This is a genomic window from Mitsuaria sp. GD03876, from assembly GCF_029840635.1.
Lineage (GTDB): Bacteria > Pseudomonadota > Gammaproteobacteria > Burkholderiales > Burkholderiaceae_C > Roseateles.
Genome location: NZ_JAOCCU010000021.1, coordinates 55,037 through 72,483 on the forward strand (window position 1 = coordinate 55,037; position 17,447 = coordinate 72,483).

Sequence of the window (17,447 nt, forward strand, 5' to 3'; positions counted from 1 at the left end):
GTGATGAGCCAGATCCCCGAGTTCAAGAACCACATCGCCGGCGAGTGGGTCGCCGGCGCCGACCAGCGGCCCAACATCAACCCGTCGGACACCGACGACGTGATCGGCCTGTATGCCCAGGCCGACGCGGCGCAGGCGGAGGCCGCGATCGCCGCGGCGCAGGCGGCGTTCCCCGCCTGGGCGGCGAGCACGCCGCAGCAGCGCTTCGACGTGCTGGACGCGGTGGGCAGCGAACTGCTCGCGCGCCGCGAGGAGATCGGCCGGCTGCTGTCCCGCGAGGAAGGCAAGACCCTGGCCGAAGGCGTGGGCGAGACGCACCGCGCCGCGATGATCTTCAAGTTCTTCGCCGCCGAGGCGCTGCGCGGCGGCGGCGAGACGCTGGCCTCGGTCCGCCCCGGCGTGTCGGTGGACGTGCTGCGGCAGCCGGTCGGCGTCGTCGGCCTGATCGCGCCGTGGAACTTCCCGATCGCGATCCCGGCCTGGAAGATCGCCCCGGCGCTCGCCCATGGCAACACCGTCGTGTTCAAGCCCGCCGAGCTGGTCCCGGGCTGCGCCTGGACCCTGGCCGAGATCCTCTCGCGCACCGCGCTGCCCAAGGGCGCCTTCAACCTGGTGATGGGCGCGGGTTCGCAGGTGGGCCAGGCGCTGGTGGACTCGCCCCGGGTCCGGGCGCTGAGCTTCACCGGCTCGGTCGCGACGGGACGGCGCCTGATCGCCGCCGCCGCCGCGCGCCAGGCCAAGGTGCAGGCCGAGATGGGCGGCAAGAACCCGCTGGTCGTGCTCGACGACGCGGACCTGGGCGTCGCGGTCAACGCGGCGGTGCAGAGCGCCTTCTTCTCCACCGGCCAGCGCTGCACCGCGTCGAGCCGGATCATCGTCACCGACGGCATCCACGACCGTTTCGTCGAGGCGGTCGTCGCGAAGATGAAGACGCTCAAGGTCGACCATGCGCTCAAGGCCGGCACCGACATCGGACCGGTCGTCGACCAGCGCCAGCTCGACCAGAACCTGCGCTACATCGACATCGCGCGGCGCGAGGGCGGCACGCTGGCCTTCGGCGGCGAGGTCGTCGAACGCGAGACCCGCGGCTTCTTCCAGGTCCCCGCGCTGATCACCGGAACGACCAACGCGATGACGATCAGCCGCGAGGAAGTCTTCGGCCCGGTCGCCAACGTCGTGCGCGCCGGCGACTACGACGAGGCGCTCGCGCTGGCCAACGACACCGAGTTCGGCCTGTCCGCCGGGATCTGCACGCAATCGCTGAAACACGCCGCCCACTTCAAGCTGCATGCGCAGGCCGGGATGGTGATGGTCAACCTGCCGACGGCCGGCGTGGACTACCACGTGCCGTTCGGCGGCACGAAGGGCTCGAGCTACGGCCCGCGCGAGCAGGGCAGCCATGCGCGCGAGTTCTACACGACGGTGAAGACCGCCTACACCTTCCCGGGCTGACGATGGGCCTGCCCTGCATTGGCCTCGCCGGCGCCCGTCAGGGGAGGGCCGCCGAGGCGCGACATGGCCGCCGCCCCGGCGCCCGGCTTGTCCGCGCCCTCGTGGTGGCTTCGGCGGCGACGCTGGCCCGTGCCCAGGGTGTCGAGGACCCGGCCCCGGCGCACGACCCCACGCTGATCGAGCAGGGCGGCGTCTTCCACGTCTTCACGACGGGCCAGGGCCTGCAGCACCTGCGCTCGGAGGATGGCCGCGGCTGGCGGCGGCTCGCGCCGGTGTTCAGCCAGGCGCCCGCCTGGTGGGCCGAGGCGGTGCCGGCGCATCGCGGCCTCGATGTCTGGGCGCCGAAGGTGGTCGCGCTCCAGGGACGCTACTGGCTGCTGTACTCGATCTCGACCTTCGGCAAGAACCGCTCGGCGATCGGGCTGACGAGCAGCGAATCGCTCGACGGCCCTTGGCGCGACGACGGCCTGGTGGTCCGCAGCGTCGAGACCGACGACTTCAACGCGATCGACCCCGACCTGTTCATCGACGCGAAGGCCGACGGCGGCGACGGCCGGCTCTGGTTCAGCTATGGCTCGTTCTGGGGCGGCATCCGCCTGGTCGAGTTCGATGCCGCGACGATGCGCCCGCGCGGCCCGGCGCGTTTCATCGCGCGCGGCCGCGGGAAGGATGGGGCCGGCGGCGGCGGCGGCGGCGCGATCGAGGCGCCGACGATGGTCCGCCACGGCGGCTGGGTCTACCTGTTCGTCTCGCACGACTTCTGCTGCCGCGGCCTCAAGAGCACCTACAACATCCGAGTCGGCCGGTCGCGGACGCCGACGGGCCCGTTCCTGGACCGCGACGGCCGCGCGCTGATGGACGGCGGCGGCACGCTGGTGGAGCAGGGCGCCGGCCGCTGGATCGGGCCCGGTCACCAGGACGTGGTCGGGCGCTGGATCGTGCGCCATGCCTATGACGCCGAGGACGGCGGCAAGCCCAAGCTCCGGCTGGACGAACTCCGCTGGGACGAGGACGGCTGGCCGCGGCTCTAGTGGCGACCCGCTCCCGGCGCGCCGGGAAGATCGAAGAAGATCCGCGGCGCCCTCAATAAGAAAACATCAGGAGACATTCCGTTGGCTGCCCTCAAGCTGGAGCAGATCTGCAAGCGCTATGGCGCGGTGCAGGTCATCCCCGACCTGTCGCTCGACGTCGCGACCGGCGAGTTCATCGTGTTCCTCGGCCCGTCGGGCTGCGGCAAGACCAGCCTGCTGCGGATGATCGCCGGGCTGGAGGAGGTCACCGCCGGCCGCATCCTGATCGACGGCCAGGACGTCACCCATGCCGCGCCGGGCCTGCGCCAGCTGGCGATGGTGTTCCAGCACTACGCGCTGTACCCGCACATGACGGTGCGCGAGAACCTGGCCTTCGGCCTACGCAACATCGGACTGCCCGGGGACCAGATCGACCGCCGCATCCAGGAAGCGGCGCGGATGCTGGAACTCGACGCTCTGCTGGCCCGCAAGCCGGGGCAGCTGTCCGGCGGCCAGCGCCAGCGCGTCGCCATCGGCCGCGCGGTGGTCAAGGAGCCCGGCATCTTCCTGTTCGACGAGCCGCTGTCCAACCTCGACGCCGCGCTGCGCGGACGCACGCGGCTGGAACTGGCGCAACTGCACCGCCGGCTCGGCGCCACCATGGTCTTCGTCACCCACGACCAGATCGAGGCGATGACGCTGGCCACCCGCATCGTCGTGATGAACGCCGGCCGCATCGAGCAGGTCGCGCCGCCGTCGGAGTTGTACCGCCGGCCGGCGACGCGTTTCGTCGCCGGGTTCATCGGCACGCCGGGCATGAACTTCGTGCCGGTGCGGCGGCTGGCCGACCGCGAGGGCATGGCCGCCATCGAACTCCCCGGCGGGCAGGCGATGGCGACCCATGTCGCCGCCTCGGTCCCCGGCAGCGAGCTGACGCTGGGCATCCGGCCCGAGCACCTGGTCACCGACGCCAGCGGCCCGCTGCCGGCGCAGGTCGAGATGGTCGAGTTCCTCGGCGAGCGCACGCTGGCGCATGTGCGCCTGGTCGACGGCACCCGCGCCATCGCGACGGTCGCCGCCGGAGCGTCGCCGTCCGCCGGCGAGCCGGTGCGGCTGGCGCTGGCGATGACGGAGGCGCATCTGTTCGACGCGCAAGGCCGCGCGCATCACGCCGTCGACGGCCAAGGACCGACCCCGTGAGCGGCGCCGTGTCGTCGTCGCTCCCGCCCGCGGGAGCGGACCGGGGCGAAGCGCCTCGGGCGGGGCGCCGGGGTGTCGGGCTGCGCGCTTCGCGGCCGGCCCACCTGCTGTTCGTCGCGCCCTTCCTGATCGTCTATGTGCTGTTGCTGCTCTGGCCGCTGGCCAAGGGCTGGTTCATCAGCTTCCACGACCATGACCTGCTGTCCAACGACAGCTTCTTCGTCGGCCTGCAGAACTACCGCGAGCTGTGGGAGGACGACGTCTTCCACCAGGTCGTGTGGAACACGATCCGCTTCGTGCTGATCAGCGTGCCGGTCTTCGTCGGCCTGTCGCTGATGCTGGCGCTGGCGCTGAACCGGCCCGGCCGGCTCGCGGCGATGCTGCGCGCGGTGTTCTTCTGCGCCAGCGTGTTCTCGGTGACGCTGATCACGCTGGTGTGGCAGCTGGCGCTGATGCCCGAGCGCGGCCTGGTCGCGCAGGGCAGCGCGGCGCTCGGGCTGCCGCAGCTGCCCTGGCTGACCAGCGACCTGCTGGCCCTGCCGACGCTGGCGCTGGTGACGGTGTGGTGGATCATCGGGCTGCCGATGATGCTGTTCCTGTCGGCGCTGCAGCAGATCCCGTCGGACGTCTACGAGGCCGCCGCGCTGGACAACGCCAGCCGCTGGCGCACCCTGACGCACGTGACGCTGCCCGCGCTCAAGCGCACGGTGGCGCTGGTGGCGGTGATCGAGGTGATCCGCCAGTTCCAGGTCTTCCCGCAGATCATGCTGATGACCAACGGCGGCCCGAACAACACGACCCGGCCGATCGTGCAGTTCATCTATGAGCAAGCCTTCATGCAGCTGTCGCTGGGCTACGCGACGGCGGCCTCGCAGGTGCTGCTGGTGGTGATGCTGCTGGGCGTGTCGGTGCAGATGTGGCTGGAGCGGCGCGAGGCCGCGCAGGGAGGCCGGCGATGACCCCGATGCTGCGCAAGGGCGCCTTCGACCGCGCGGTGATGGCGGCGCTGGTCGTGCTGGCGGCGCTGTGGATGCTGCCGCTGGCGTGGGTGCTGGCCCTGTCCTTCAAGCCCAACGAGCTGCTGATGGTGCGCACCGACGTGTTCCTGTCGCCGCCGTACACGCTGGCCAACTACGCGGACATCCTGCAGACCTCGCAGGTGTTCCGCTGGCTGGGCAACAGCGCGCTGGTGGCGGCGCTGCAGACGCTGGGGGTGCTGGTGCTGTCCTCGCTGGCCGGCTACGGCTTCGCGCGCTGCGAGTTCCCGGGCCGCCGCCTGCTGTTCCCGCTGGTGCTGTTCGGGCTGGCGATCCCGGCGCAGAGCGTGTTCATCCCGCTGCACCGGCTGTTCTCCGACTGGGGCCTGCAGAACACCGTCGCGGGCCTGGCGCTGCCGGGGCTGGCGGCGCCGTTCGGCGTGTTCCTGATGACGCAGTACTTCAAGGCGGTGCCGATCGACCTGGAGGAGGCGGCGCTGCTGGACAACGCGTCGCGCTTCAAGACCTTCTGGCGCGTCGTGCTGCCGCTGACGCTGCCGGCGCAGGCGACGCTGGGGATCTTCACCTTCCTGGCTTGCTGGAACGACTACCTGTGGCCGCTGGTCATCGCGACGCAGCCCGAGATGTACACGTTGACGCGGGGCCTGGCCTCGACGCAGACCAACTTCGCGCAATCCGAGGGACTGGGCTTCCTGATGGCGCAGGCGGTCTTCGCCGGGGCGCCGGTGCTGATGATCTACCTCTTCTTCCAGAAACACCTGGTCACGGCCGTCGCGGGGACGGGCCGGTCATGAGGGCGACCTTGCGTTCGATGGCGCTGGCCGCCGCCGTCGCCTGCGCCGCGCTGCTGGCCGCTTGCGGCGACCCCCACACCGGCCCGGCCGGCAAGCCGAAGACCGAGATCACGCTGATGCGCTTCTTCGGCAGCTGCGACGCGAAGTTCGGCGCGGTCAACGACGCGAGCCAGGGCGTGGGCGAGTGCGGCATCGTGACCGCGCTGGTCAACGAGTTCAACGCGACCAACCCGGACGGCATCGTCGTGAAGACGCAGGTGGCCGAGTGGGCGCCGTACTACGACCAGTTGACGGCGCGGCTGGTGGCCAAGGACATCCCGACGGTGGCGGTGATGCACGAGTCGGCGCTGGGCGACTACGTGCGCCGCCGCCTGATCGAGCCGCTGGACGCGGAGCTGCCGGCGCTGGGCATCGACACGGCGGACTTCACCGACCACGCCCGCCGCGGCGTGACGCAGGACGGCCACGTCTACGCGCTGCCCTTCGACACCTGGGCCTGGCTGTGGCACGTCAACACCACGCTGATGGGCCAGGCCGGCCTGATGGGCGCCGACGGCCAGCCGCGGCTGCCGCGGTCGCCGGACGAGCTGCTGGCGATGGCGCGGCAATTCAAGCAACGCACCGGCAAGCCGTACTTCGCCTGGGCCATCGTCAAGGAGACGGCGGCGACCAACCGCACCTTCCAGACGCTGATCGCGCAGCAGGACACGAAGCTGTTCAGCGACGACGGCCGGCGCATCGACATGCACCAGCCGCAGGTCGTCAACGCGCTGACGCTGATGCAGCGGCTGTATGCCGAGGGGCTGGTGAAACCCGACCTCGACTACGGCGCCGCCAACCAGGCCTTCCTCAACGGCGAGGCCGGCGTGGTCGTCGTCGGGACCTGGACGATCGACCAGTTCCTGCGCGAGGCGAAGAAACCCGGGTCGCCGCTGCGCGGCGGCTACACCGTCGTGCCGTTCCCGCAGCTGTACCAGCGCCCGGCGGTCTTCGCCGACGGGCACAGCTGGGCGCTGTTCAAGGGCGGCGCGGCCACCCCGGCGCAGCACGCCGCGGCGCTGCAGCTGCTGCGCTTCATCTGGCGGCGCAGCGCGGAATGGGCCCGCACCGGGCACCTGCCGGTGCGGCGCTCGGTGGCCGACAGCGCCTCGTTCAAGGCGCTGCCGTTCCGCGAGCACCTGGCCGAGATCACCCGCACCGGCACCTCGATGCCGGCCAACGTGCCCACGCAGCGCGCGATCGAGCTGCTGATCGGCGAGGACGTCAGCAACCTGCTGGTGTCCGGCAAGCCGGTCGCGGAGGTGCAGGCCGATGTCGAGAAGCAGGTCAACAAGGCCTTGAAGAAGGTCAGGCGCTGAGACGATGCGTCCCGCGATCGTTCCCCATCCCCGTCCCGAACCCCATTGATCGTCGATCCCATGTCGCTGAACTGGTCCAACCCGCTGATTCCCCAACGCGCCGATCCGCACCTGTCGCTGCACGACGGGCGCTACTGGTTCACCGCGTCGGTGCCCGGCTTCGACGCGATCGAGCTGCGCGGCGCCGCCCGCATCGAGGACCTGCCGCACGCGGCGCCGAAGATCGTCTGGACGCGCCATGAGCGCGGTCCGGCCAGTTGGCACATCTGGGCGCCGGAGCTGCACCGCGTCGACGGCCGCTGGCTGATCTACTTCGCCGGCGGCGAGCGCGAGGACATCTGGAAGATCCGCATGCACGTGCTCGAGAACACCCACGCGGACCCGACGCAGGGCGAGTGGATCGAGCGCGGCCAGATCCGCACGCCGCTGGACGACTTCGCGCTCGACGCGACCACCTTCCACCACGGCGGCGAGCAGTACCTGTGCTGGGCCGAGGCGGACGCGTCGCGCCAGGGCAAGACCAACCTCTACCTGGCGACGCTGGCCAATGCCTGGACGCTCAAGAGCGCGCCCACCCTGATCGGCGAGGCGGTGCTGCCGTGGGAGCGCGTCGGCTTCGCGGTCAACGAGGGGCCGGCGGTGCTGCAGCGGCACGGGCGGGTGCTGATCGCGTACTCGGCGGCCGCGACCGACGCCAGCTACTGCATGGGCCTGCTGTGGGCGGAGGCGACGGCCGACCTGCTCGACGCCTCGGCCTGGCGCAAGTCGCCGGTGCCGGTCTTCGCCAGCGCCAACGGCCAGTACGGGCCGGGGCACAACAGCTTCACGACGACGCCGGACGGACGGACCGACCTGCTGGTCTTCCATGCCCGGACGTATCGCGAGATCCTCGGCGATCCGCTGCACGACCCCAACCGCCACGCGCGGGTCCAGCCCTTCGGCTGGCGGGCCGACGGGCTGCCGGACTTCGATCAACCACGGCCGGACGGTCCGGTGCAGGAGTGGGGCGCATGAGCATGAGCGTCAGCAGGAAGCGCTTGAGGCGATGGGTCGCGGCGATGGCGGCCTCGGTGGCGGGCGTGTCGTTCATGCCCGCGGCGACGGCCTTGAGCCCCGTGGGACCGCCACCGCCGGCGCCGCCGTCGTCCGAGGCCGTCGCGCACGCGGCCGCGGCGCCGGCCTTCGCCAGTCCCGACGGCCGACTCAGCGTGCGCTTCTCGGCGGCCTGGAACGACGGCCTGAACTACGAGGTGCTGCGTGACGGCAAGCCGGTCGTGCGGCCGTCTCCGCTGTGGATCACGACGGACGGCGCCGAGTTCTTCTCCAGGCTGTCGCTGGTCGACTGCACGGCGCCCACCGAGGGCCGCGAGCGCTACACGCTGGTGGGCAAGCGGCGCGACATCGACCGGCCGTATCGCGCGATGCGCTGCGAGCTGCGCAATGGCGAGTCCCAACGCGCCGCGATGGAGTGGCGCGCCTTCGACGACGGCGTCGCGTTCCGCTACGTGCTGCAGGACCCGGCGCCCAAGCGCAACGTGCACGACGGCAGCGGCGTGCGTTTCCCGCCGGGCACGCGGGCCTTCCTGCAGCCGATGCAGGTCTGGCGGACCGGCTGGAAGTCCACCAACCCGGCCTACGAGGAACACTACGCCCCCGAATCGGCGGTCGGCGCCGAGGCGCCGGCGCGCGAGGGTTTCGTGCTGCCCGCGCTGTTCCGCAGCGGCGACACCTGGATCGCGGTGACCGAGGCCGGGATGGACGGCCGGTACCACGCCTCCCGGCTGCGCCCGACGATGTCGAGGGACGGCTATGACTTCGACGGTCCCCAATGGGGCGAGACCTGGCCGGGCCGGGAGCGCTTCGGCAACGCCGACGGACCGCTGACGACGCCGTGGCGGGTGCTGGCGATCGGCGAGCTGAAGACGCTGGTCGAGTCGACGCTGGGCACCGACCTGGCCGCGCCGGCGATCGACTTCCCGAAGGACAAGGTCCAGCCGGGCCCGGCGTCCTGGAGCTGGGCGCTGCTGAAGGACGACGGCACGGTGGAGGAGGTGCAGCGGCGCTTCATCGACTACGCCGCCGACATGCACTGGCCCTACACGCTGATCGACGCGGACTGGGACCGCAAGATCGGCTGGGACCGCATCCAGGCGCTGGTGGCCCATGCCGCCAGGCGGCACGTCGGGATCTGGCTTTGGTACAACTCCTCGGGCGACTGGAACGAGACCGAGTACACGCCCAAGGGCCGGCTGATCGACCCCGTCCAGCGCCGCGCCGAGTTCGCCAAGCTCGCCGCCGCCGGCATCAAGGGCGTGAAGATCGACTTCTTCGGCGGCGACGGGCAAGGCTCGATCCGCTACTACGTCGACCTCCTCGAGGACGCCGCCCGCGCCGGCCTGCTGGTCAACTTCCACGGCGCGACGCTGCCGCGCGGCTGGAACCGGACCTACCCGAACCTGATGACCGCCGAGGCGGTCAAGGGCTTCGAGTTCGCCACCTTCGAGCAGGCCGACCAGGACGCCGTGCCGCGCCACCTCGCGATGCTGCCGTACACCCGCAACCTGTTCGATCCGATGGACTTCACGCCGGTGGTCTTCGGCGACATCCCCGGGATCCGGCGCGCCACGCGCAACGGGTTCGAGCTGGCGCTGTCGGTGCTGCTGGTCTCCGGCGTCCAGCACTACGCGGAGACGCCGCAGGGCATGGCCCGGGTGCCCGCGCCGGTGCGCGCCTTCCTGCGCGACCTGCCGCGGCAGTGGGACGACGTGCGTTTCCTGGCCGGCCAGCCCGGCGAGACCGTGGCGCTCGCGCGCCGGGCCGGCGACCGCTGGTTCGTCGCGGCGATCAACGCCGGCGACGCGCCGCGGGACCTGACCCTGGACCTCGGGTTCCTCGCCGGCCGCACCGGCGCCGTCATCGGCGAGGGCAAGGGCCCGCGCGACTTCCGCTTCGACACGCTGCGCGGCGGCGGCCAACACCGCGTGACGCTGCCCGCCAAGGGAGGATTTGTCGCGAGTTTCGGGCCGGGTCGCCCGTGATAGCCTGCCGCCCGATATGAAGACCCGCGCCGACCATTCGACCTACAGCCCCCGCGCGCGCCGCGCCGAGGGCAAGAGCCAGCACGGCCGCATCGTCAGCGAACTGGGCCTGGCGATCGTCTCCGGCGAGCTCCGGCCCGGCGACCGCCTGCCCGGCGAGCAACAGCTGCTCGACCGCTACGAGATCAGCCGCCCGGTGCTGCGCGAGGCCGTGCGGGTGCTGGTGGCCAAGGGACTGGTGGTGTCGCGCCAGCGCGCCGGCGCGATCGTGCGGCCGCGCAACGAATGGCATCTGCTCGATCCCGACGTCCTGTACTGGCTGATCCAGTCCAAGCCGCAGCAGGAGTTCCTGAACACGCTGATGGAGGTCCGCCGCGTGTTCGAGCCGGCCGCGGCCGCGCTGGCCGCCAAGGCCGCGACGCCGGAGCAGCTGCGGCGCATCGAGACCGCCTTCGGCGGCATGTCCGCCGCGACCGACACCGAGGAACTGCTCGAGCCCGACCTGGCCTTCCACCGCCACATCGCCGAGGCCACCAACAACGACCTGATGGCCTACATCGGCAACATGCTGTCGCTGGCGCTGCGCGAGTCCATCCTGCTGAGCAGCCAGCTGCCCAACACGCATGCGCTGTCCTTGCCCCGCCATGAGGCGATCCTCACGGCGATCCGCAACCGCGACCCGCTGGGCGCGCGCCAGGCGACGCTGGTGCAGCTGCAGGAGACCGGCGACGACCTCAGCAGCGTGCTGTCGGCCAAGGGCATCGTCGACCTGGCCTGAAGCCGCACGACCACGAGCGCGATGACCCGCATGGACCCGAACGACTCGAACGACCCGAGCGACGCGAGGACGCCCCTGGACGAGACGTCCATGGACGACGCGCCCAATCCCAACTGGTTCCTGCGCGCGCGGCTCAAGACGCGCCAGCTGCTGCTGCTGATCGCGCTGGACGACCACCGCAACATCCATCGCGCCTCGGAGGCGCTGTGCATGACGCAGCCCGCGGCGTCCAAGCAGCTCAAGGACCTGGAGGACATGCTCGAGGTCCGGCTGTTCGAGCGGCTGCCGCGCGGCATGGCGCCGACGCTGTTCGGCGAGACCATGATCCGCCACGCCCGCATGGCGCTGACCAGCCTGGCGGCGGCGCACGACGACATCGTCGCGCTGAAGAAGGGCCTGTCCGGCCAGGTCGAGGTCGGCGTGATCATGACGCCGGGCATGGCGCTGCTGCCGCGCGCGATCGCGCGGGTGAAGGCCCGGGCACCGCTGCTGCGCATCGGCGTGCAGATGGAGACCAGCAAGGTGCTGCTGGAACAGCTGCGGCGCGGGCTGCTGGACTTCATGATCGGCCGCATCCTCGAGGAGGACAGCGCCGGCGGCCTGCAGTACGAGGAACTCAGCGGCGAACCCGCCTGCGCGGTGGCGCGGCTGGGGCATCCGCTGCTCAGCCGCGACGACCTGACGCTGGCCGACCTGGCGACGCAGCCCTGGATCCTGCCGCCGCCGGGCAGCGTGCTGCGGCATCGCTGGGAACTGATGTTCCGGCGCGCGGCGATCGAGCCGCCGGCCGACGCGGTCGACACGACCGCGCTGCTGGTGATCACCGCGCTGCTGCAGCAGACGGACTCGCTGCATGTGATGCCGGTCGAGGTGGCGCGCTACTACGCGTCGCTGCGGGCGCTGGCGATCCTGCCGATCGAGCTGCCGTGCAGCATGGACGCGTTCGGGATCATCACGCGCGAGGGACATTTGCTGTCCCCGGGGGCGCGGGCGCTGCTGCATGAAGTGCGGGCGGTGGGGCGGGAGCTCTACAAGGATTGAGCGCGGTCGACGCGCGGGCTCAGCCCGCGCAGCCGGGCGAGGGATTCGGCGCCGGACCGGCCTCGGTCTGCGGGATGAACCGGATCGTGCCGTCGGCGTCGTAGTGCAGCTCCTCGATCGCGACCGAGCGGCGGAACTCGCCGCCGCCCGGCAGGTCCGCGTTGTGATACGCGATGTAGCTCCTGCCGTTGAACTCGAAAATCGCCTGATGGATCGTCGGGGTCCGCGTGTTCTTCGCCATGATCACGCCGCGCGGCGTCCACGGGCCGGTCGCGCTGGGGCCCGTCATGTAGGCCGTCTCCTCGGGGAAGTGCTGCGAGTAGGACAGGTAGTAGGTGCCGCGATGCTTGTGCAGGTAGGACGCCTCGGTGAAGTCCTTGACCGGCACCACGTCGATCGGGCCGGCCAGCTCGGTCATCGACGCCTTCAGCCTGGCGTGCTTCAGCACCGTGTTGCCGAAGTAGAGATGGGCCTGGCCGTCGTCGTCGATGAAGACCGCCGGGTCGATGTCGTCCCAGGCGATGTCCGTCTGCCGCGTCATGTCGTTGGTGATCAGCGCCGAGCCGCGCGCGTCCTTGAACGGACCGGTCGGGCTGTCCGAGGTGGCGACGCCGACGGCGAAGCCGGGGATCGTCGCGTGCTCGACGGTGGCGTAGAAGAAGTAGGTCGGCTTGCCGTCGACGACGCGCCGCGCGATGTCCGAGGCCCAGGCGCGGCCCTTGGCCCAGCGGAAGTCCAGCGCCTTCATCGGTGCGCCGTGGTCGGTCCAGTGCCGCAGGTCGCAGCTGGAGAAGACCCGCCACTCGTTCATGACGAAGTCCTTGCCGTCGGGCGGGGCCTCGTCGTGGCCGACGTACAGGTAGACGCGGCCGTTGTCGACCAGCACCGCGGGATCCGCCGTGTAGAGCTGCGGGAACAGCGGGTTGGCCGCGCGGGCGGGCGTCGCGGAGAGCGTGGCGATCGCGAGGGTCGCGGCCAGCGCGGTGGCGAGGCGGAAGGTCAGCGGGAATGCGGTCATGCGGTCATGCGGTGGGATGGCGGGTGAGGGGAGCTGCGGGCATCAAGGACGCGAAACGCGGGCGCGGCGGGAGCGCCGCGTGAGTGACAGGCGCGGCATGAGCGGCCCTCAGGCCTGGCCGGCCGGTCGAGCCAGCACGCGCTGCACGACGCAGAACACGAACAGCAGCGCGCCGATGACGATCTTGGTCCACCAGGAGCTGAGCGTGCCGTCGAAGGCGATCAGCGTCTGGATCACGCCGAGCACCAGCACGCCGGACAGCGCGCCGGCCACATGGCCGTAGCCGCCGCTGAGCATCGTGCCGCCGATGACGACCGCGGCGATCGCGTCGAGCTCCGCGCCCTGCGCGTGCAGCCCGTAGCCGCTGAGCATGTAGAACGCGAAGAGCAGGCCGGCCAACGCGGCGCAGAAGCCGCTGATGCCATAGACCGTCAGCTTGGTGCGGCCGATCGGCAGTCCCATCATCAACGCCGACTGCTCGTTGCCGCCGAGCGCATAGACCGCGCGGCCGAACGCGCTGCGATGCGCGACCCAGATGCCGGCGGCCAGCACGGCGATCGCGATGACGGCGCTCGGCGAGACGAAGCCCCCGGGCACCGCCCATTGCGCCTGAGACACGGCGACGAAGGTCGGATCGTCGATCGTGATCGAGTCGACGCTGATCAGGTAACACAGCCCCCGCGCCAGGAACATGCCGGCCAGCGTGACGATGAAGGGCTGCAACCTGAAGGCATGGATCAACGCGCCCTGCAGCACGCCGAAGGCCGCGCCGCCGCCCAGCACCAGCGCGATCACCGCCCAGGCGGGCCAGTGGGCGTGATGCAGCAGCCAGGCCGCCACCGTGGTGGACAACGCGAGCACCGCGCCGACGGACAGGTCGATGCCGCCTGACAGGATGACCAGGCTCATGCCCACGGCCAGGACCAGCAGGTAGGCGTTGTCGATCACCAGGTTGAGCATCACCTGCGCAGAGGCGAAGCCGGTGTAGTGCGCGCCACCGCCGGCGATCAGCGCCAGCAGCAGCACGACGGTGATCTGCGCGCTGAACGCGGGATGGGCGAGCCAGCGGCGCAGCGGTCCGGTGGCATTCATTGGGGTCATCGCGCACCTCCGCGGCGGGACAGGCGTCGCAGCATCGGACGGAGCTCGCTCGACTGCAGGATGCACAGCAGGAACACGACGACCGCCTTGACGACCATGTTGATCTCCGGCGGCACGCCGAGCGAATAGATCGTCGTCGTCAGCGTCTGGATGATCAGCGCGCCGACCAGCGCCCCCGCCAGGTGGTACTTGCCGCCGGCCAGCGACGCGCCGCCCAGCGTCACCGCGAGGATCGCGTCCAGCTCCAGCAGCAAGCCGGCGTTGTTGGCGTCGGCGCTCTTGATGTTGGAGGCGATCATCAATCCCGCCAGGCCGGCGCAGGCGGCCGCGAAGACATAGGTGCCGAAGATCAGCGTGGCGGTGCGCAACCCCGCCAGGCGCGAGGCGACGGGGTTCAGTCCGACCGCCTGGATGAACAGGCCCAGCGCGGTCTTGCGCAGCAATGCCGTGGTGGTCAGCGCCAGCGCGGCGACGACCCACAAGGACACCGGCAGGCCGAGCAGGTAACCGCCGCCAAGGACGAAGAAGTCGTCGCGGTAGACCGTGAGGATCTGGCCGTCCGACAGCAACTGCGCCAGACCTCGACCGGCCACCATCAGGATCAGCGTGGCGATGATCGGTTGCAGCTTCAAGCCCGCGACCAGCACGCCGTTCCAGGCGCCGCAGAGCAGCGCCGCGGCGATGGCGCCCGCGTAGGCAATGGGCAACGAGTGGTCCGCGTTCGTCAGGGACGCCGCCACCGTCGCGGAGATCGCCACCACGGCGCCGATGGACACATCGATCCCGCGGGTCGCGATCACCAGGCTCATGCCGAGAGCCGCCAGCATCAACGGGGCCGCCCGGTTCAGGATGTCGATCAGCGGGCCGTACAGGTGACCGTCCTTGATCTCCAGATGCCAGAAACCTGGCAGGCAGATCACGTCGACCAGCAACAGGATCAGGAGCGCGGCAAGCGGGCGCAGCAGCGGGTGCTCGGCGAGGAGCGCGATGGCGCGGCGTCGATGCGGGACTTCGGCGTCAGGGGGCGCGCTGCTCATGGGGAGGGTGTCAATCACGGGTTGCCTTCGCCAGCGATTACTTCGAGGACCGAGCGTTCGTCGAGTTCGCCGCGTGCGTAGCTGCCGATCGCCTGTCGGTCCCGCAGGACCACGATGCGGTCGCTGCAACGCAAGACCTCGGGGAGCTCGGATGAGATGAAAAGGACCGCCATGCGGCGATCAGCCTCGTCGCCCCGGGCACACAGGCGACGGACCTCGTCCATGATCTCCTCCTTCGCGCGGACATCGATGCCACGCGTCGGCTCGTCCAGGATGAGCAGACGTGGCTGCGTCAGCAGCCACCGGGCCAGCAAGGCCTTCTGTTGATTGCCGCCAGACAGCAAACCGATCGGCGTCTCGATGTCGGAGGTCTTGATGCCCAGCCGCTTCACGTAGTCCTCGGCCACGGCCTGCTGACGCTTCAGCGGAATCGCGCGCCACCAGCCCTGGCGCGCCTGCAGGGCCAGCACGATGTTCTCCCTGACCGACAAGGCCAGCACCGCGCCCTCGAGCTTTCGGTCCTCGGAACAAAAGGCCAGGCCGCTCGCGATCGCCTGGCGTGGCGACGCGAAGCGCTGCCGGCGGCCGTCAATCTCGATCTCGCCGGCATCGGCGCTGTCGGCACCGAACAGCAGTCGCGCCGCTTCGGTGCGGCCAGAGCCGAGCAAGCCGCACAGGCCCAGGACCTCGCCGCGATGGATCTCGAGGTCCAGCGGCTGCAGGGCGCCCTTGCGCGCGAGACCATGGGCCGCGAGCGCGATCTCGTCGCTGCGGGTGCAGGCGTCGAGCGGCGGCGCGGCGGCGGCATGCGGCCCGACCATCTTGTGGACCAGCTCCAGTCGACCCAGTCCGGCGGCGGGGTACTCGCCCTCGGTGCGGCCATTGCGCATGACGGTGATGCGGTCGGAGACGGCGTAGACCTGGTCGAGGAAATGCGTGACGAAGAGGATCGCGAGTCCTTGCTCCCGCAGTCGTCGCATCACGCGGAACAGGTGCTGCACGGCCGCCTCGTCGAGGCTGGACGTCGGTTCGTCCAGGATCAGCACCCGCGCCGAGATGTTGAGCGCCCGCGCGATGGCCACCATCTGCTGGATCGACAGCGAGTAACGCGCCAGCGGCGTGTCGACGTCGATGTCGAGCTCCAGCTCGGCGAGCAGCTGGCGGGAGCGTTCGCGCATCCGTCGCCAGTCGATCTGGCCCCAGCGCCGTGGGTAGCGGCCGATGAAGAGGTTCTCGGCCACGGAGAGGTTCGGGACGAGGTTGACCTCCTGGTAGACGGTGCTGATGCCGAGGTCCTGCGCGTCGGCGGTGGAGCGCGGCGCGATGGGCTGACCGGCCAGGTGGATCTGGCCGGCGTCCGGTGCGTACAGGCCGGTGAGGACCTTGATCAGCGTGGACTTGCCGGCGCCGTTCTGTCCCATCAGCGCGTGGATCTCGCCGCCGAACAGGCGCAGCCCGACGCCCGAGAGCGCCTGCACGCCGGGGAAGCCCTTGTCGATGCCGCTCAGGTGCAGCAGCGGTGCCGGCTCGCTCATCAGTACTTGCGGTTGGGGAGTTCCTTGGCCGCGACGTCGGCGGTGAAGACGCCTTCCTCGGTCGTGATGCGCTTGGCGACGGGCTTGCCGGCGACGACGTCCTTGGCCAGCTGCATCAGCTGCGGGCCGAGCATCGGGTTGCATTCGACGGTGACGTTGAGCTTGCCGGCGGCCATCGCCTGGAAGGCGCCGCGCACGCCGTCGATGGAGACGATGGCGATGTCCTTGGACGGCTTGAGGCCCGCTTCCTCGATCGCCTGGATGGCGCCGATGGCCATGTCGTCGTTGTGAGCGAAGAGGACGTGGATCTTCTTGTCCTTGGCCTTCAGGAAGGCCTCCATGACTTCCTTGCCCTTGGCGCGGGTGAAGTCGCCGGACTGCGAGCGGACGATCTTCAGGCGCGGCTCGGCCTGGAGGACTTCCTCGAAACCGCGCTTGCGATCGAGCGCCGGCGCGGAGCCGACGGTGCCCTGCAGCTCGACGACGTTGACGTCGCCGGTGGGGGCGTTCTTCCTGGCCCAGTCGATCAGCCAGCGGCCGGCCTTGCGGCCTTCCTCGACGAAGTCGGAGCCGATGAAGGTGACGTAGAGGGAGGGGTCGCTGACCTTGACCGCGCGGTCGGTCAGGATGACGGGGATCTTGGCGTTCTTCGCCTCGCGCAGGACGGTGTCCCAGCCGGACTCGACGACCGGGGAGAAGGCGATGACATCGACGCGCTGCGCGATGAAGCTGCGGATGGCCTTGACCTGGTTCTCCTGCTTCTGCTGCGCGTCGGCGAACTTCAGCGTGACGCCGGCCTGCTTGGCGGCGTCCTTGATGGAGTTGCTGTTGGCGGTGCGCCATTCGCTTTCGGCACCGACCTGGGAGAAGCCCATGACGAGCGGCTTGTCGGCCGCGAAAGCGGGCAGGGCGGTGATCGCGGTGCCGGCCAGCGCCAGCGCGGACGCGCCGATGGCCAGCAGATGACGACGCGTCGTCTTCATGTCGTTGTCTCCTCTTGATGTTGCTGTGTCGGTCGTGCCGACAGGACGGCGCGCCGGGTGAGGTGACAGCGATCGTAGGGAGCCCGTTCATGCCGGGCCAATCA

At 70.5% G+C, this 17,447-nt stretch carries 15 protein-coding genes; 10 read left to right on the top strand and 5 right to left on the bottom strand.

All coding sequences use genetic code 11. The features are described 5' to 3' along the window. Window positions 1–3: 3 nt before the first annotated feature. The 10 genes from N5D62_RS14835 to N5D62_RS14880 all read left to right on the top strand — a co-directional run bounded on the left by N5D62_RS14835 (window position 4) and on the right by N5D62_RS14880 (window position 11,669). The gene (locus N5D62_RS14835; protein WP_279758611.1) at window positions 4–1,452 is read left to right on the top strand and encodes an aldehyde dehydrogenase family protein; all 1,449 of its coding nucleotides are present in this window, start codon (window positions 4–6) and stop codon (window positions 1,450–1,452) included. 101 nt (window positions 1,453–1,553) lie between these two features. Continuing rightward, window positions 1,554–2,483, top strand: coding sequence for an arabinan endo-1,5-alpha-L-arabinosidase (locus N5D62_RS14840; protein ID WP_279758612.1), 930 nt, complete (start codon window positions 1,554–1,556; stop codon window positions 2,481–2,483). An 81-nt stretch (window positions 2,484–2,564) separates the two neighbouring features. Further along, entirely contained in the window at window positions 2,565–3,662 is a 1,098-nt protein-coding gene (gene ugpC, locus N5D62_RS14845; protein ID WP_279758613.1) for a sn-glycerol-3-phosphate ABC transporter ATP-binding protein UgpC, read from the top strand. After that, complete coding sequence (locus N5D62_RS14850; RefSeq protein ID WP_279758614.1) at window positions 3,659–4,621, top strand: sugar ABC transporter permease; 963 nt, start codon at window positions 3,659–3,661, stop codon at window positions 4,619–4,621. The genes ugpC and N5D62_RS14850 overlap by 4 nt, the downstream gene beginning before the upstream one ends. After that, window positions 4,618–5,454, top strand: coding sequence for a carbohydrate ABC transporter permease (locus N5D62_RS14855; RefSeq protein ID WP_279758615.1), 837 nt, complete (start codon window positions 4,618–4,620; stop codon window positions 5,452–5,454). The genes N5D62_RS14850 and N5D62_RS14855 overlap by 4 nt, the downstream gene beginning before the upstream one ends. Then, window positions 5,451–6,812 (top strand): extracellular solute-binding protein, encoded by a 1,362-nt coding sequence (locus tag N5D62_RS14860; RefSeq protein WP_279758616.1) that lies wholly within the window; start codon window positions 5,451–5,453, stop codon window positions 6,810–6,812. The genes N5D62_RS14855 and N5D62_RS14860 overlap by 4 nt, the downstream gene beginning before the upstream one ends. A gap of 60 nt (window positions 6,813–6,872) precedes the next feature. Beyond that, a complete protein-coding gene (locus N5D62_RS14865; protein ID WP_279758617.1) occupies window positions 6,873–7,826 on the top strand; it encodes a family 43 glycosylhydrolase in 954 nt (317 codons plus the stop codon). Further along, window positions 7,823–9,850 carry a glycoside hydrolase family 97 protein gene (locus tag N5D62_RS14870; RefSeq protein WP_279758618.1) on the top strand — a complete coding sequence of 676 codons (2,028 nt, stop codon included), beginning with the start codon at window positions 7,823–7,825 and terminating at the stop codon, window positions 9,848–9,850. Before N5D62_RS14865 ends, N5D62_RS14870 begins: the two co-directional genes overlap by 4 nt. A 16-nt stretch (window positions 9,851–9,866) precedes the next feature. Beyond that, window positions 9,867–10,628 (top strand): FadR/GntR family transcriptional regulator, encoded by a 762-nt coding sequence (locus N5D62_RS14875; protein ID WP_279758619.1) that lies wholly within the window; start codon window positions 9,867–9,869, stop codon window positions 10,626–10,628. 90 nt (window positions 10,629–10,718) lie between these two features. Beyond that, complete coding sequence (locus N5D62_RS14880) at window positions 10,719–11,669, top strand: LysR family transcriptional regulator (protein WP_279758651.1); 951 nt, start codon at window positions 10,719–10,721, stop codon at window positions 11,667–11,669. A gap of 19 nt (window positions 11,670–11,688) precedes the next feature. Here the strand turns inward: N5D62_RS14880 and N5D62_RS14885 are convergent, their stop codons facing one another. The 5 genes from N5D62_RS14885 to N5D62_RS14905 all read right to left on the bottom strand — a co-directional run bounded on the left by N5D62_RS14885 (window position 11,689) and on the right by N5D62_RS14905 (window position 17,343). Continuing rightward, on the bottom strand, window positions 11,689–12,687 hold the full coding sequence (locus N5D62_RS14885; protein WP_279758620.1) for a glycoside hydrolase family 43 protein: 999 nt from the start codon (window positions 12,685–12,687) through the stop codon (window positions 11,689–11,691). Between the two features lie 108 nt (window positions 12,688–12,795). Continuing rightward, entirely contained in the window at window positions 12,796–13,779 is a 984-nt protein-coding gene (gene yjfF, locus N5D62_RS14890) for a galactofuranose ABC transporter, permease protein YjfF (protein ID WP_279758652.1), read from the bottom strand. 5 nt (window positions 13,780–13,784) lie between these two features. Next, window positions 13,785–14,825, bottom strand: coding sequence for an ABC transporter permease (locus N5D62_RS14895; RefSeq protein ID WP_279758621.1), 1,041 nt, complete (start codon window positions 14,823–14,825; stop codon window positions 13,785–13,787). A 14-nt stretch (window positions 14,826–14,839) separates the two neighbouring features. Further along, a complete protein-coding gene (locus N5D62_RS14900; protein WP_279758622.1) occupies window positions 14,840–16,360 on the bottom strand; it encodes a sugar ABC transporter ATP-binding protein in 1,521 nt (506 codons plus the stop codon). Next, window positions 16,360–17,343, bottom strand: coding sequence for an ABC transporter substrate-binding protein (locus N5D62_RS14905; protein WP_279758624.1), 984 nt, complete (start codon window positions 17,341–17,343; stop codon window positions 16,360–16,362). The genes N5D62_RS14900 and N5D62_RS14905 overlap by 1 nt, the downstream gene beginning before the upstream one ends. Between the last annotated feature and the right edge of the window lie 104 nt (window positions 17,344–17,447).

Bases quoted from the DNA above. Each gene is read 5' to 3' on its own strand.
- N5D62_RS14880 (WP_279758651.1), top strand. From the start codon at position 10,719: ATGGACGACGCGCCCAATCCCAACTGGTTCCTGCGCGCGCGGCTCAAG.
- N5D62_RS14875 (WP_279758619.1), top strand. From the start codon at position 9,867: ATGAAGACCCGCGCCGACCATTCGACCTACAGCCCCCGCGCGCGCCGC.
- N5D62_RS14865 (WP_279758617.1), top strand. From the start codon at position 6,873: ATGTCGCTGAACTGGTCCAACCCGCTGATTCCCCAACGCGCCGATCCG.
- N5D62_RS14905 (WP_279758624.1), bottom strand. From the start codon at position 17,343: ATGAAGACGACGCGTCGTCATCTGCTGGCCATCGGCGCGTCCGCGCTG.
- yjfF (WP_279758652.1), bottom strand. From the start codon at position 13,779: ATGAATGCCACCGGACCGCTGCGCCGCTGGCTCGCCCATCCCGCGTTC.
- N5D62_RS14900 (WP_279758622.1), bottom strand. From the start codon at position 16,360: ATGAGCGAGCCGGCACCGCTGCTGCACCTGAGCGGCATCGACAAGGGC.
- N5D62_RS14860 (WP_279758616.1), top strand. From the start codon at position 5,451: ATGAGGGCGACCTTGCGTTCGATGGCGCTGGCCGCCGCCGTCGCCTGC.
- N5D62_RS14835 (WP_279758611.1), top strand. From the start codon at position 4: ATGAGCCAGATCCCCGAGTTCAAGAACCACATCGCCGGCGAGTGGGTC.
- N5D62_RS14895 (WP_279758621.1), bottom strand. From the start codon at position 14,825: ATGAGCAGCGCGCCCCCTGACGCCGAAGTCCCGCATCGACGCCGCGCC.
- N5D62_RS14855 (WP_279758615.1), top strand. From the start codon at position 4,618: ATGACCCCGATGCTGCGCAAGGGCGCCTTCGACCGCGCGGTGATGGCG.
- N5D62_RS14885 (WP_279758620.1), bottom strand. From the start codon at position 12,687: ATGACCGCATTCCCGCTGACCTTCCGCCTCGCCACCGCGCTGGCCGCG.
- N5D62_RS14870 (WP_279758618.1), top strand. From the start codon at position 7,823: ATGAGCATGAGCGTCAGCAGGAAGCGCTTGAGGCGATGGGTCGCGGCG.